General features: G+C 66.7%; 14 protein-coding genes and 2 pseudogenes. 6 read left to right on the top strand and 10 right to left on the bottom strand.

Features of this window, described 5'->3' with window-relative positions:
• Positions 1-8 precede the first annotated feature (8 nt).
• Positions 9-833: a VOC family protein gene (locus tag JOF56_RS20940; protein WP_209640755.1), complete on the top strand. Its 825-nt coding sequence runs from the start codon at positions 9-11 to the stop codon at positions 831-833.
• Positions 834-866: 33 nt separating this feature from the next.
• Here JOF56_RS20940 and JOF56_RS20935 read toward each other — a convergent pair whose 3' ends face one another.
• The 5 genes from JOF56_RS20935 to rpsB all read right to left on the bottom strand — a co-directional run bounded on the left by JOF56_RS20935 (position 867) and on the right by rpsB (position 4,929).
• The gene (locus JOF56_RS20935) at positions 867-1,730 is read right to left on the bottom strand and encodes a phosphatidate cytidylyltransferase (protein ID WP_209648370.1); all 864 of its coding nucleotides are present in this window, start codon (positions 1,728-1,730) and stop codon (positions 867-869) included.
• A gap of 12 nt (positions 1,731-1,742) precedes the next feature.
• The gene (gene frr, locus JOF56_RS20930) at positions 1,743-2,300 is read right to left on the bottom strand and encodes a ribosome recycling factor (protein ID WP_209640752.1); all 558 of its coding nucleotides are present in this window, start codon (positions 2,298-2,300) and stop codon (positions 1,743-1,745) included.
• A gap of 54 nt (positions 2,301-2,354) precedes the next feature.
• Positions 2,355-3,098 (bottom strand): UMP kinase, encoded by a 744-nt coding sequence (pyrH, locus tag JOF56_RS20925; protein WP_209640750.1) that lies wholly within the window; start codon positions 3,096-3,098, stop codon positions 2,355-2,357.
• Between the two features lie 108 nt (positions 3,099-3,206).
• The gene (tsf, locus tag JOF56_RS20920; RefSeq protein WP_209640748.1) at positions 3,207-4,022 is read right to left on the bottom strand and encodes a translation elongation factor Ts; all 816 of its coding nucleotides are present in this window, start codon (positions 4,020-4,022) and stop codon (positions 3,207-3,209) included.
• A gap of 76 nt (positions 4,023-4,098) precedes the next feature.
• Positions 4,099-4,929 (bottom strand): 30S ribosomal protein S2, encoded by an 831-nt coding sequence (gene rpsB, locus JOF56_RS20915; protein ID WP_209640747.1) that lies wholly within the window; start codon positions 4,927-4,929, stop codon positions 4,099-4,101.
• A 344-nt stretch (positions 4,930-5,273) separates the two neighbouring features.
• Between rpsB and JOF56_RS20910 the strand changes: the two are divergent.
• Positions 5,274-5,705, top strand: a pseudogene (locus JOF56_RS20910) (peptidoglycan DD-metalloendopeptidase family protein); the annotation flags it as partial.
• A 138-nt stretch (positions 5,706-5,843) separates the two neighbouring features.
• On the opposite strand, the gene JOF56_RS20905 reads toward JOF56_RS20910, so the two are convergent.
• Both JOF56_RS20905 and JOF56_RS20900 read right to left on the bottom strand, forming a co-directional pair.
• Positions 5,844-6,788, bottom strand: a complete 945-nt coding sequence (locus JOF56_RS20905; protein ID WP_209640745.1) for a FliA/WhiG family RNA polymerase sigma factor — start codon at positions 6,786-6,788, stop codon at positions 5,844-5,846.
• A gap of 100 nt (positions 6,789-6,888) precedes the next feature.
• A complete protein-coding gene (locus tag JOF56_RS20900; protein ID WP_372448387.1) occupies positions 6,889-7,881 on the bottom strand; it encodes a tyrosine recombinase XerC in 993 nt (330 codons plus the stop codon).
• Between the two features lie 191 nt (positions 7,882-8,072).
• Between JOF56_RS20900 and JOF56_RS20895 the strand changes: the two genes are divergently transcribed.
• Both JOF56_RS20895 and JOF56_RS20890 read left to right on the top strand, forming a co-directional pair.
• The gene (locus JOF56_RS20895; protein WP_209640744.1) at positions 8,073-9,257 is read left to right on the top strand and encodes a S8 family serine peptidase; all 1,185 of its coding nucleotides are present in this window, start codon (positions 8,073-8,075) and stop codon (positions 9,255-9,257) included.
• Between the two features lie 39 nt (positions 9,258-9,296).
• Positions 9,297-9,524: a hypothetical protein gene (locus JOF56_RS20890; protein WP_209640743.1), complete on the top strand. Its 228-nt coding sequence runs from the start codon at positions 9,297-9,299 to the stop codon at positions 9,522-9,524.
• 75 nt (positions 9,525-9,599) lie between these two features.
• Here JOF56_RS20890 and JOF56_RS20885 read toward each other — a convergent pair whose 3' ends face one another.
• On the bottom strand, positions 9,600-11,609 hold the full coding sequence (locus JOF56_RS20885; protein ID WP_209640741.1) for a tachylectin-related carbohydrate-binding protein: 2,010 nt from the start codon (positions 11,607-11,609) through the stop codon (positions 9,600-9,602).
• Between the two features lie 310 nt (positions 11,610-11,919).
• Here JOF56_RS20885 and JOF56_RS60720 point away from each other — a divergent pair, with 310 nt between their 5' ends.
• On the top strand, positions 11,920-12,288 hold the full coding sequence (locus JOF56_RS60720) for a DUF6886 family protein (RefSeq protein WP_372448386.1): 369 nt from the start codon (positions 11,920-11,922) through the stop codon (positions 12,286-12,288).
• A 2-nt stretch (positions 12,289-12,290) separates the two neighbouring features.
• On the opposite strand, the gene dprA is transcribed toward JOF56_RS60720, so the two are convergent.
• Together dprA and JOF56_RS20870 are read right to left on the bottom strand one after the other, a co-directional pair.
• A complete protein-coding gene (gene dprA / locus JOF56_RS20875; RefSeq protein ID WP_307855794.1) occupies positions 12,291-13,328 on the bottom strand; it encodes a DNA-processing protein DprA in 1,038 nt (345 codons plus the stop codon).
• A 123-nt stretch (positions 13,329-13,451) separates the two neighbouring features.
• Positions 13,452-13,553 (bottom strand): annotated as a pseudogene (locus tag JOF56_RS20870) (magnesium chelatase subunit ChlI family protein); the annotation flags it as partial.
• 57 nt (positions 13,554-13,610) lie between these two features.
• Here JOF56_RS20870 and JOF56_RS20865 point away from each other — a divergent pair.
• The gene (locus tag JOF56_RS20865; RefSeq protein ID WP_209640738.1) at positions 13,611-14,123 is read left to right on the top strand and encodes a hypothetical protein; all 513 of its coding nucleotides are present in this window, start codon (positions 13,611-13,613) and stop codon (positions 14,121-14,123) included.
• Positions 14,124-14,154: the final 31 nt, after the last annotated feature.

Below are 14,154 nucleotides of genomic sequence, written 5' to 3'. Positions count from 1 at the left end.
GGTTCGCCATGCAGTTCGGCACACCCTGTTGGATCGATCTCGCCACGACTGACCCCAAAACCAGCAGGGACTTCTACGGCGGGCTGTTCGGCTGGCAATATCAGGCAAATCGGACAGGAGACTATCTCACGGCCCTGGCCGACAATGTGCCGGCCGCCGGTTTCTACCGGGTTCCCGCTCTGGAACACAGCCCGGCCTGGACGCTCTACCTCGCGGTTTCCGACTGCACGCGAACCGCTGAGCGAATTGTCCGGTTAGGCGGGCAGATCGTGATGCCGCCCCAGGATTTCGACGGCCAGGGCAGCCTTCTGGTCGCCGCCGACCCGACCGGCGCCACCATCGGCTTCTGGCAGCCTGCCGCGCCGTGGCCGTTCGCCACCGGGACCAAAGGCGAGTTCCGCTGGGCCGAACTGAACACCTGGGACGGTGACCTGGCCGACAAGTTCTTCGTGGACCTGTTCGGCTACCAGCTCGAGCAGATCGGCGACGGCCAGGGCTTCGACTACACCACCTGGTCGGTCCTGGGCGCCGCGGAACCGGTCGCCGGGCGGATGCAGTTCGGCGCCGACTTCCCGGCCGGCACCAGGCCACACTGGATGATCTACTTCGAGGTCGGCCCGATGCTGGGCACCGACGAGGCGACCGTGCTCGCAGTGCGGCTCGGTGGCCGTCTGCTGTCCGAACCCGCCGACTCCCCGTTCGGCCGGCTGTCGGTAGTGGAGGACCCGTCGGGCGCCGCGTTCACCTTGATCGACTCGTCCAACAGATCGACGCCACACGCCCCGTCCGAAGACGAACTCGGCGCTGTGGCAGACGATCCCTACGACGACTGACGCTTGATCCTGCGCCGGCCCGGAACAAGAGAGTCAGCTGGGCACGAAAAGCCGCAGCAGCAGCCAGGACACGACCGCGGACGGCAACAGCGAGTCCATCCGGTCCATCAGGCCACCGTGTCCCGGCAGCAGGTTGCCCATGTCCTTGATGCCGAGATCACGCTTGATCAGCGACTCGACCAGGTCGCCGAGCGTTGCCGTCAGCACGATCGCGGCGCCGAACAGCGCGCCCTGCCACCACTGCGCGTCCAGCATCAGCGTGAGCGACAACCAGCCGCCGACGATGCCGGCGACCATCGAGCCGGAGAAGCCCTCCCAGGACTTCTTCGGGCTGATCGTCGGCGCCATCGGGTGTTTGCCGAACAGCACGCCCGCGGCGTAACCACCGGTGTCCGACGCGACAACGGCGATCAGGAAGCACAGCACCCGCGCGACACCGTCGTCCGGCACCACCAGCATCGCCGCGAACGACGCGAACATCGGCACGTACGCGGCGGTGAAGATGGACGCGGAGATGTCGCGCAGATAGTTCTCGACGCCGCCGCGGAACCGCCACAGCAGACACGCCAGGATCGTGACCACGAACGCGGACAGCACGCCGTTGCGCTCGAACGGCCACGCCAGCCACACCATCGCCTGACCGCCGACGATCACCGGCCAGAACGCGACCTGGATGCCGGAGCTCCGCTTGAGCGCACCGACGAGTTCCACTGTGGCGACACCGACGGCGAGCGCCACGATGCCGATGAAGATCTCCTTGATGGTCACCAAGGAGACGATGACCGCGGCGCCGAGCAGCAGCCCGACCCCGATCGCGGCGGGCAGGTTACGACCGGCCCGGGACTTGTTGCTGTCCCCGGCCGGTTCGCCCGTCTCGGTGCCGGCGTTGCTGCCCATGTCGGTTGACAACTAGACCTCGAGAAGCTCTGCTTCTTTGTGCTTCACAAGCTCGTCCACCTGCGCGACGTACTTGTCGGTGACGTGCTGCAACTCCTTCTCGGCGCGTGCCACGTCGTCCTCACCGGCCTCGCCGTCCTTGGCGATGCGGTGCAACTCCTCGTTGGCCTTGCGGCGGATGTTGCGGATCGAGATCTTGGCGTCCTCGCCCTTGCCCTTGGCCACCTTCACCATCTCCCGGCGGCGCTCCTCGGAGAGCTGCGGGATGACGATGCGGATGATGCTGCCGTCGTTGCTCGGGTTCACACCGAGGTCGGAGTCCCTGATCGCCTTCTCGATCGCCCCGAGCTGGCTGACGTCGTACGGCTTGACGACGGCCATCCTGGCCTCGGGGATGTTGATCCCGGCGAGCTGGTTCAACGGCGTCGGTGAACCGTAGTAGTCGACGACGATGCGGGAGAACATGGTCGGGGTGGCCCGGCCGGTGCGTACCGCGGCGAGGTCCTCCTTGGCGACCGATACCGCCTTTTCCATTTTCTCCTCGGCGTCGAGGAGTGTCTCGTCGATCACGGCTGCTCCTTGCTCGTGCCGTTCATGGGACTGAGAATTGCCAACCGGCCCCGGCTAGACCGGAACCGTACTCCCAGGTGTGCTCACCAGCGTGCCGATCCTCTCACCGCGCACCGCACGGGCGATGTTGCCCTCGGTCAGCAGGTTGAACACGACGATCGGCATGTTGTTGTCCATGCACAGGCTGAACGCGGTCGTGTCGGCCACGCGCAGGTCCCGCTCGAGCGCCTCGCGGTGCGTGATGCTCTCGAACATCTTGGCGCTGGGGTCTTTCTTCGGGTCCGCGGTGTAGACGCCGTCGACTGCCTTGGCCATCAGCACGACCTCGCAGCCGATCTCCAGCGCACGCTGTGCGGCCGTGGTGTCGGTGGAGAAGTACGGCATGCCCGTACCGCCGCCGAAGATCACCACACGGCCCTTCTCCAGGTGCCGGATCGCCCGGCGCGGGATGTAGGCCTCGGCGACCTGGCTCATCGTGATCGCGGTCTGCACCCGCGTCTCGACGCCCTCGGCCTGTTCGAGGAAGTCCTGCAGTGCCAGGCAGTTCATCACGGTGCCCAGCATCGCCATGTAGTCGGCCCGCGCCCGGTCCATGCCCCGCTGCTGCAGCTCGGCACCCCGGAAGAAGTTGCCGCCACCGATCACGATCGCGACCTGGGTGCCCGCCCGGACCACCTCGGCGATCTGCCGGGCGACCGTCTGCACCACATCGGGATCCACACCGACGGCACCACCGCCGAACATCTCACCACCGAGCTTGAGCAGCACTCTGCGGAACGGTTTCGCGGGTTCGGTCACATCTCCTCCTGCGGCGTTGCATGCGACGGCGGGGCCATGGACGAGAGAAAAAACGCCGTCCACGACCCCGCCCATGCTGTCATCGCTCGTTTTGCCCAGTTGCTTGGGTCAGGCCTGGCCGACCTCGAAGCGGGCGAAGCGGGTCACGGTGACACCGGCCTCGTCCAGCAGAGCCTTGACGGTCTTCTTGGAGTCGGTGACCGACGGCTGGTCGAGCAGCACGACGTCCTTGAAGAAGCCGTTCACGCGACCCTCGACGATCTTGGGCAGCGCGCCTTCCGGCTTGCCCTCCTCGCGAGCGGTCTCCTCGGCGATCCGGCGCTCGTTGGCGACCAGGTCCTCGGGGACCTCGTCACGGGTGACCCACTTGGCCTTCAGCGCGGCGACCTGCATCGCGGCACCGCGAGCGGCCTCGGCGTTCTCACCCTGGTACTCGACCAGCACACCCACGGCGGGCGGCAGGTCGGCCGAACGCTTGTGCAGGTAGAGCGCGACCGGGCCGTCGAGCACGACGACCTTGGCCAGCTCCAGCTTCTCGCCGATCTTGGCCGACAGCGCCTGCACGGCGTCGGCGACCGACTGGCCGTCGAGGTCGGCGGTCTTGAGGACCTCGACGTCGGCGGGCTTGGTGGCCTTGGCGACCGCCAGGATCCGGTTAGCCAGCTCCTGGAACTCGGTGTTCTTGGCGACGAAGTCGGTCTCGCAGCGCAGCTCGACCATCACGCCGCCGTCCGCGACGACCAGGCCGTTCGCGGTGGCGCGCTCGGCGCGCTTGCCGACGTCCTTCGCACCCTTGATGCGCAGGAACTCGACAGCCTTGTCGAAGTCGCCGTCCGACTCCTCCAGGGCCTTCTTACAGTCCATCATTCCGGCGCCGGTGAGCTTACGCAGCCGCGCGACGTCCGCGGCGGTGTAGTTCGCCATCGTGCGTTTTTCCGTCCTTGTTCGGTGCGGTGCCCGCCCCTTCTCGCAGGAGCGGGCACCAGAGTGAAGGGGTGGATCAGGCTTCGGGCTTGGCAGCCGGCGCGTCACCGGCGTCCGCGGTGGCGCTGACCAGCAGGTCGCGCTCCCACTCCGGCAACGGCTCCTCGGCGGCACCGGGCTCGGGCTTGTCCTCACCCTCGACCGCCGAGCCGTTGCGCCCGGACCGGGCGATCAGGCCGGCAGCCGCGGCCTCGGCCACGACCTTGGTCAGCAGCGCGGCCGAACGAATGGCGTCGTCGTTGCCCGGGATCGGGTAGTCGACCTCGTCCGGGTCGCAGTTGGTGTCCAGGATGGCCACGACCGGGATGTTGAGCTTGCGGGCCTCGCCGACGGCGATGTGCTCCTTCTTGGTGTCCACGATCCAGACGGCGCTGGGCACCTTGGACATGTCGCGGATACCGCCGAGCGTGCGCTCCAGCTTGTCCTTCTCACGCGTGAGCATGAGGATCTCTTTCTTGGTCAGCCCCTGGAAGCCGCCGGTCTGCTCCATCGACTCGAGTTCCTTGAGCCGCTGCAGGCGCTTGTGCACGGTGGAGAAGTTGGTCAGCATGCCGCCGAGCCAGCGCTGGTTGACGAAGGGCATGCCCACGCGCAGGGCCTCGTTGGCGATGGCCTCCTGCGCCTGCTTCTTGGTACCCACGAACAGGATGGACCCACCGTGCGCGACCGTCTCCTTGACGAACTCGAAGGCGCGGTCGATGTAGGTCAGCGTCTGCTGCAGGTCGATGATGTAGATGCCGTTGCGCTCGGTGAAGATGAAGCGCTTCATCTTCGGGTTCCAGCGGCGGGTCTGGTGCCCGAAGTGCACGCCGGAGTCGAGCAACTGCCTCATGGTGACGACGGCCATGGCCGGATTCGCACCTCTTCTGCTCGGGCATGCCGGTCCGAGTGGCCCGGCACGCTGGTCGGTTTTCGCGACTGACCGGGTGGTCTGCCGCCCTGGTGGCAGTACCGGCGTCCGCACCCAACCCAATGGGACCGGCGAACGTCGTTACCGGCTGAAGGCCGGTCGTACTGGCACGCGAAGTCGCCCCGTGAATCCACGGGCCGCGTGAGCAGTGTACGCCGCCCGTCCGACAACCCATTACTCGCTCTACCCCCTCAAGCGCGACTTGTCCACAGGCAGCCCCCTTATCCACAGTTTTCATTCAGCCACTCCCGCCCCCACCGGAGCCCCGGCAGGCTGGACCCATGCGCACATCCCTGCAGCTCACAGCCCTGATGCTGGTGTTGCTGCTGACTGCGCCCGCCCAGGCGGCAGCGCCTGTCGCTCCCCGGGCACGATTCGGCTGGCCGCTCACACCGCACCCCGTAGTACGGCCCTACATAGCCCCCGCTTCGCCCTACGGACCGGGCCACCGCGGCGTCGACCTCGGCGGCACACCCGGCCAAACCGTGCGCGCAGCAGGCGACGGATTCGTGGTCTTCGCAGGCACAGTCGTGGACAGGCCGCTGGTCTCCCTCGAACACCCTGGCGGCCTACGCACGACCTACGAACCCGTCACTCCTGCGGTCGTCCGAGGCCAACGGGTGCAGCGCGGCACTGTGATCGGCCACCTCCTGCCAGGCCATGACCAGTGCCAACCGGCCTGCTTGCACTGGGGCGCCCGCCGAGGCCCCGACTACCTCGACCCGCTCGGACTGGTCACTCCCCGCGGCCGAGTCCGCCTACTGCCATCAGCCGCGACGCTCCAGAACCGCAGGCGAATCAACCTGCACGAGGCGAGCGGGCTTCCCGGCTACTCGCGCCAGGCCAGCGTCTCAGGCGTCGGACTGTTCGACGAGTTTGGCGCGCAGGCGCAGGACGGCGCGGGTGTGCAGCTGGCAGACGCGGGACTCGGTGACGCCGAGGACCTTGCCGATCTCGGCGAGGGTCAGGTTCTCGAAGTAGTAGAGGGTGACCACGATTCGGTCACGCTCGGTGAGCTGTTCGATGGCGCCGGCGAGCTGGCGGCGGTTGTCGAGGTCGACCAGGGTGGCAACCGGGTCTTCGGCGCCTTCGTCGGGCAGGGTCTCGGCCAGCGAGGCGGTGCCGCGGCCGGCGGCGACCAGTTCGTCGAGGGCGACGACGCTGGTGAGCTGGAGCTGGGCGTAGAGCTCGTGCAGGTCCTTGACGCTGATGTCCAGTTCGGCGGCGAGCTCGGCGTCGCTGGGCTGGCGCTGCAGTTTGGCGCCCAGGCGCTCCAGGGCGCGTTCGACCTCGCGGGCCCGGCCGCGCACCGAGCGGGGCACCCAGTCCTGGGAGCGCAGGTCGTCGAGGATGGCGCCGCGGATGCGCTGCATGGCGTAGGTCTCGAACTTCAGGCCGCGTTCGGGCTCGAACTTCTCGATCGCGTCGACCAGGCCGAAGATGCCCGACTGGATCAGATCGCCGACATCGACGTGGGCGGGCAGGCCGGTGCCGACACGGCCGGCGACGTACTTGACCAGGGGCGCGTAGTGCAGGACGAGCCGGTCGCGCAGCGGCTGGTCACGCTCTTTGCCGTACTCGGTCCACAGCGCGACGATGCCGGCTTCGACATCGTCGGCGGTTCGGTGGTCGCCCGGGAGAACGCCGTTCGGCTGGCCGACGCCGTACGGGGTGGCGCGCCCGTTTGTTGTCGGCTTCTCGGGCTCGGGTACGGCCACAGTGCGAGAACCTCTCCCTGCGTTATCCGATCTCGTTGGATCGGGGGTGACCTGATCCAGCCTGGAGCCGCGCGACATGCCGTCCAGCTTAGGAGCTTTCCGTGCCCATCTCGCCCCCTAGTGCGTTCAAATTGTCACGGCGCGTCGCGCAGTACCACTCGCCGGAACACGATTACCGCTACGACCTGGGGTGAGCCTGATCGTGAACGGCGCGCAATCTCTCGACTGTCACGTGGGTGTAAAGCTGTGTCGTGGCAAGGGTGGCGTGCCCGAGCAGCTCCTGGACACTGCGCAGGTCCGCACCGCCCTCCAGCAAGTGGGTGGCCGCGGTGTGGCGTAGACCGTGCGGCCCCAGGTCCGGCGCCCCGGGCACCGCCTTGAGGGCGTCGTGCACGATCTGCCGGACACTTCCTGGCTGCAGCCTTCCCCCTCGCACGCCGATGAGCAACGCGGGCGGTGAGGTCTCGGTTGCCAGTTCCGGCCGTCCATCCGTCAGCCAGTCCTGCACGGCGCGCTGCGCGGGGAGTCCGAATGGAACAGTCCTTTCCTTGTCCCCCTTGCCGATGACCCGGACTACCCGGAGGTCCATATGTACGTCATCAATGTCCAGACCACAAAGCTCAGAGACCCGGATACCGGTCGCGTATAGCAGTTCCAGGATCGCGTGATCCCGCATTGCGACGGCATTCCGCTCGGTGGCACCGGATTGTGACGCCTGCATCAGGTCGTCGGCCTGATCCTGGCGCAGCACAGCGGGAAGCTTACGTTGCGGACGCGGTGCGACGAGCCGTGCGCCGGGATCGGCCGCCAGGTGACCTCTTCGGTGCGCCCACGCCGTGAAGGTGCGAGCCGCCGCCGAGCGCCTCGCAAGTGTGGTCCGGCCCGTTCCGGCAGCCCGTTGAGCGGCCAGCCACGCACGGATCGCGGCGAGATCCAGTTCGCAACCCTGCCGTGGCCGCGATTCCCCCGTGCCGATCACGTCAAATCCATGCACATGACCAAGAAGGGAGACAATATCTCCGACATACGCTCGAATTGTGTGTGGTGACAGCCCGCGTTCGGACCGCAGATGGCGTTCGTACGCGTCCACCATCTCCTGGCTGGGTGGTGGCAGGGCGGCCCGCACCTTGATCAGGTCGACCCGGCGTGGCGATGTCGGCGGCACAGCCACAACGCTGCGCCAGGCCCAGAACAGGGTCAAGCACCCGGCGCACCGGCGTGTTGATCGCCCAGGAATCACAGCGTCGGCCAGTTGGGCCGGAAAGTAGCCCGAAAGGAGCAATGTGATCCCCGTTACGCGGGTCTTGATCGTCCCGATCCTGAGTACATCTGGGGATCTGAGCACCATGAAAGAGGGGCGGCATGACAAGTCCACAAGACGCCGGCTTGACCGGGCGTTTTCTGGTCCTGCTCGAAGACGACTCGGTCGCCGCGGGCGCCAGGGCGATGTCGCGCGTGGCCGGGCTGCGGATGGCGAGTACGGCCGATTCGGCGGGCGCGTCCGTGGCCTCGATGCTCAACGACGCGGACGGCGTGATCCTGCACGAGCTTGGCGTCGCCGTGGTGAGTGCGGCTGAGGATCAGGCCAGCCGGCTCGCGGTCGCGGCCGCCGAGCCCGGGCCGATCGCGACTGTGGAAGCCGAGCGGATCGTGCACGCCATCACCGCCGAGGCACCGGCAGAGCCGGCCGCGACGTCGGACGAGAACACGTTCACCTGGGGGCTGCAGGCTGTCCGCGCGGCCGCGTCCACCATCGACGCCACAGGTATCCGGGTGGCCGTGCTGGACACGGGATTCGATGTGCAGCACCCGGATTTCGCCGGACGTAACGTTGTCACAAGCTCATTCATCCAAGGCGAGGACGTGCAGGACGGCCATGGCCATGGCACGCACTGCATCGGCACCGCGTGCGGGCCTCGTAAGCCTTCGTCCGGGCCGGGTTACGGCGTCGCCTTCAACGCGGACATCTATGCGGGCAAGGTCCTCAGCAACCGCGGCTCCGGTTCGGACGGCGGCATCCTGTCGGGCATTTCGTGGGCCATCTCCAACGGCTGTGCCGTCGTGTCGATGTCGCTGGGCGCGCCGACCAAGCCGAACACACCGTTCTCCACAGTCTTCGAGCAGGCGGCCAAACGCGCGCTAGATCGCGGCACCCTGATCATCGCCGCGGCCGGCAACGAAAGCTCGCGTTCAGCAGGTCACATCGCCTCGGTCGGTCACCCGGCCAACTGCCCGTCGATCATGTCGGTCGGCGCGATCGACGAACGCCAAGCGATCACTGACTTCTCGTGTGGCACCGTGGACATCATCGGCCAGGTCGACGTGGTGGGCCCGGGCGACAACGTCTACTCGAGCTGGCCGGGCGCGCAGCACAAGCGCCTGCGCGGCACGAGCATGGCCACACCGCACGTCGCCGGGATCGCCGCGCTGATCGCCGCCCAGCACGGTTCCCGCGCATGGGAGCTGTGGGCTCGGCTTGTGCAGAGCGCCAACCGCCTTAAGCTGCCAGCTACAGACGTCGGAGCAGGCCTGGTCCAAGCCCCCTAGAACGGCAACCGCGGGCCTCCCGCACCCGAGGAGGCAGCCGTGCCCAGGATCATGGTCTCCGTCGACGACAAAAGCCTGAGCGACCTGCCCCGCCTGATAACCGATCTCCGGCAGGCAGGGCTCAAGGTCGACGAAGTCCTCGAAGCCATCGGCACAGTCACCGGCTCCATCTCCCCGGACGCGGTCGGCTCGCTGATGGCGGTACCCGGTGTCGCCCACGTCGAATGGCAGCGCGACATCACGATCCCGCCGGACAGCTCAACGTAGAACCTGGGATTCTCCACAGCAGGGTGGCCCGCAAGCCGGAGCTTGCGGGCCACCCTGTGCCTGTGTCTCCGGTGCCTACTTGATCTGCCCGGTGACCGCCTTGTTGTCGGTCTTCTTGCTCTGCTTGCCGTTCGTGGTCATCCGCGTACCACTGTCCGATGTGTAGGCGTTCGCCTGGAGCAGGTAGTAGTTACCGTTGCCGTCGATGTAGAAGATCCGCTGCTCGTTTCCGGTGACCGCGGTGAACGTCGGGTCGGTGACCGACTGGTCGAAGTTCGTCTCCCAGATACGCCAGGCCGATGAGCCAGGGGCCGTCTGTCCGCTGCGCCGCACCGTGTTGTCCGACTCACGGGCGACGACCTCGACGATGCCGTGCGCGTTCAGCAACGCGGCCGGCGATCCCTTGAAGGTGAACCCGCCACTGATGTTCGTCCAGCCGCCGAATCCGGTCGCTGTCTCTTTCTGGGTGTACAGCTTGTTGTCGGTCCCGCGGGCCACGAGTTGCACCTTGCCGTCGGCGAAGACCACGGCACTCGGTATGCCATCGGTCATCACACCGCCGGCCACGCGTGCCGCGCCAAGCGAGCCGTTGACGAGCTTCTTGACCTCGACCACGCCGGCTGCGGTCCGGTAGACGACCTCGAAGTCGTTGCCGCTGCGCAACACCGTGAACTGGCTGCTCACACCGCCCGAGCCGACTGCCTTGCGCCACGACATGAAGCCGCTGTCCACAGTGGCCTGGCTGGCGAACCACAACTGGCCGTCGCCGGCCACCGCGAACGCCGTCAGCAGGTCACCGGCACCCCGCAGGAGAATCGGGCTGGACGCGAAGGCACCCTTGACGTTCTCCGGGCCGGTCCAGATGCTCGAGCCGGATGCGGACTGGGTGAACGAACGCACATCCGCGTCGGAGCTGCTGTGGCCGAACGCGACCAGCTTGCCGTCCTGCCTCAGAGCTGCCGTGGCCCGCCCGGTGAAGTTCTGGAATCCCGACAGCCCTTGCCATTCAAGCGTCTCCGTACCAGCGCTGGACTGGTAGCCGCGCCGGAGAATGCCGTCGTTGCCGACGAAGAAGACCTCAAGCCGCTGGGTGGTGGTGTTGTAGAGCATGTGCGCGCGCTCATGGTTCGGCCCTGGCACAGTCGGCCTGGAGGGCACCGGGAAGCTCGGCAGCTTGCAGTGGTCGGAAGCACCGACGACCTCGTACTCGCCGTACCAGCCGTCGCCGACGTGCTTGCCCACGTCGCGGCCGCTGTCCTCCCAGGTGTCGGTGTCTTCGTTGTACCGGTACCACAGCAGCTCGCCGGCACCGACGTTGCGCGTTCCATAAAGGACATCGCCACCGACCGAGAAGACCCGGTTGAAAATGTTCCAGCCCCAACCGACCGGCTTGGCGTACTGCAACCACCGGTCGGTCTCGAAGTGGTAGCGGAAGCGCTGGAACTCGCCGGTGGGCTTACGCGCGTACAGCACGCCGTCGCCCGCGGCCGTGATCGAGTCGTACTGGCCCCACCCGGAGTCGATGACCTTGCCCCCGCCGGTCCCCGGCAGCCAGCCGTTGGTGGCCTTGTCCCAGATGAAGATCTTCAGCTGGCCGGACGAGCTGATCTCGTAGATCCGCTCCTTCTCGTCGATTGTGATCTTGTTGCGGTGCTCGGGGGTGTTGTAGCGCCCCCACCCGCTACCCACCGACTGGAACTGGCCCCCGTTGAAGAGATCCCAGCCGGCGCCGTTGTACCTGTACCGCCGCAATTCGCCGCCGTCGGCCGCACGGAAGAGATACATGGCGCCGTCCGGCCCAGCCAGCGTCCGGCCGTCCTGCCACCCCGTGCCGATGTAGGTCTTCGACCCCCACGCGTACGACCCGTTCTCAGGATCCTGGTGCTTGTAGACGAACAGGTCACCGTCCTGTTCAACCCCGAAGATGTTGACTTCCGGCTCACAGATCGGGGTCGCCGCGAAGGCCGCGTTGTTCCCCGAGGTGACGACCGGAATGGTCACGACTCCGACGGCGAGCGCGATCAACGCGCGCCCAAGCCGCCCCAGTCTGAAGCCACGGGCTTTTCCGGGCTTGGTGCAGGACATGACGAGTTGCCCCCTGAAAGGTCAGTGTCATCGGAACAAAAGCGCGAAACCCATGGGCGCTTCAGGACTGCGTGGCGCGACCTCGCCACCCCTGCCGAGCACGCCGAACTGGCGGCCCGGCCGCCGGTCATCCGGAATCCCCCAAAGTTTCCCCACCTCAGTTGCCGACAGACTAGGCACCATCCAGAACGCCGCTCAATAGGCCGAATGTCGCATTCCGGCACAATAACGGCTATCTGGCAAGAATTTCACCCACGAGGATCTTGCCTGCCTACGAGAATCTGGTAGTGCCGCCTGCCATGCGGTAGACCTGCCCCATGCGACCTCGACAACAACGACCACGGATCGGGAGCGCATCCTGGGACCAGGCGGCGGCGAACGCGTACACGCCGTCGAGTACTGCTGGCTGAACCGGATCCGCGCAGTCGAGCTGTTCGCGTATCGCTTGCCGGCCAAAGATTTCCATCCGTTCGGCGGGCGAGTTCCACACGCTCGCGTGGCAACCGTTGCGGTGGAGCCGCTGGGGCCGCCTGAGCCGGTCGGCGATTTGCTGAGCCTGTATGAAGATGCCGCTATCCAGTTGCGTGTCATGGCCAACCTCTGGGAGTTCTGGGACGGGGTGAAATCAAGCACGCTGGGGTTCAGCGGCATCCGTATGCTCAATGCACGGCCGCGCTGACATCACGCTTTGACGCGGCGCCAGCCTGAATCGCACCGGTCGGCGAGACCGGTCAGTTCCAGGGCGGGCAGCACCGCGCGGACTCGTTGCAGCGGAACGCCGGACACCTCGGCGATTCGTTCGGCCGAATGACCGGCACGCATCTCCAGCGCCTCATGCACACGCAGCGACTCGTGATCCAGGCCGTCCGTCGGCCGTGCAACGGCTTCCGGCTTCGTCACCAGGTCCTCACCGAAAAGGCCAACGGATTCCACGACCTCGGCGACCGAACTCACCGACGTCGCCAGACCTTCACGCAACAGTTCGTGACACCCGATGGACATCGGCGAGGTGACCGGCCCCGGCACGACCATGAGCACCCGGCCCAGCGCCGCGGCCGAAGCAGCCGTGTTCCGCGCCCCACTGCGCTGCCCCGCCTCCACCACCACAGTTCCCGCTCCCAACGCCGCGATCAACCGATTCCTCACCAGGAACCGATGCCGGCCAGGCGGCGTCCCCGGCGGATACTCAGTGATGACAAGGCCATCCTGCGCAATACGATCGAGCAGAAGGCTATGCCCCGCCGGGTAAGCCCGATCAATGCCGCAAGCCAGCACTGCGACCGTGCACCCACCCGCCCGCAACGCCCCCTTATGCGCAGCGCCATCAATCCCATAAGCCGCCCCAGAAACAACCGTCATCCCTCGATCAGCCAACCCAAAGCCGAACTCAGCCGCCACATGCTCGCCATACCCAGTCGCCGACCGCGCCCCGACAACCGAAACCGCCCGCTGCAACGAATCCGCGAGCTTCCCTTTCCCCCGCACCCACAATCCCAAAGGTGGACACGCCCACCGCAACCCGCGCGCCCCCGCATTCGTCAGAGGCAACAACGACCACGCCGGCCACTGCTCATCTCCCGGAACCACAAGCCTCGCCCCCACTTCCGCCGCCACCGCCAAGTCCTGCTCAGCGCCATCAAAATGCTTCCTCGCCGAGGTCTCATCAGCAACCGCCGAAGGCACATCCCCGGCCTTCACCAACTTCGCAGCGTCAACCATTCCCACCTCCCCTGCAAACCCGACCAACGCCTTCGCCGGCGGCTCCGCCACCTTGAGCAAATAGGCACAGGCAACCCGCTCCTCATCCATCACCAGCTCAATCCCTCCACAATGGATTGCTCGTCACGCAGCCCGGCGATCACGGAACTCGAGCGCAGCGGCAACATGATCGGCTTCTGGACGTTCAGCGCCCGCCAGATCGGACAATGTCCATGCGACCCAAAGTAAAGTGAACTAGCTGAGCTGGGTCGCTGTCCACATAGGACAGCCCCGGCATCGGTGATGGCGTCACCGGCCGGGGCCTGGACGGGAAGAGGCCCCGCCATGAGCGAGAAGTTTGCCAGCCCTGATGGCGCGCAGGAGCGCGAGCCTTTCAGTTTCACCCACTTGGCCGGTGAGAAGATCCGCAGCCCGCACGGCATTCCGAACCAGTCGATGAGTTCGCTGGTAGAGCAGTGGTCGACGGCCCGCCTTCGGACCTTGCTGGCCCAACATTCCGCCACAGTGGAGCTGGATTGCGAGGACTTGTTCGTCGAACTGACCTATGGCGCGCGGATCGCGCAGGAGGCACTTGCAGGGCGGTGGTGCGTGGTGGCCGACTTGTTGCGGGCGGGCGCGGTGGAGTCGTGGATGCAGGTCGGTTTCGCGATGGGTCTGACGGAAACCGAGGCGCGCGACGGGTTCCACGCGTGGATCGCCGGGCAGGTTGATCTTCGACGATGCACCGGCACGATCGGATTCACCGATACCCAGGCCAGTGAGCTGTACGCGCTGGCCGAGGCGGTGGTCTGGTGAACAGCCAGCACCGCGCCCCGCTCCACCACGC

This window comes from Kibdelosporangium banguiense, from assembly GCF_017876405.1.
GTDB classification, from domain to species: domain Bacteria; phylum Actinomycetota; class Actinomycetes; order Mycobacteriales; family Pseudonocardiaceae; genus Kibdelosporangium; species Kibdelosporangium banguiense.
Note: the sequence above shows the minus strand (reverse complement) of the source record. Positions and strands in the feature narration are given on the sequence as shown.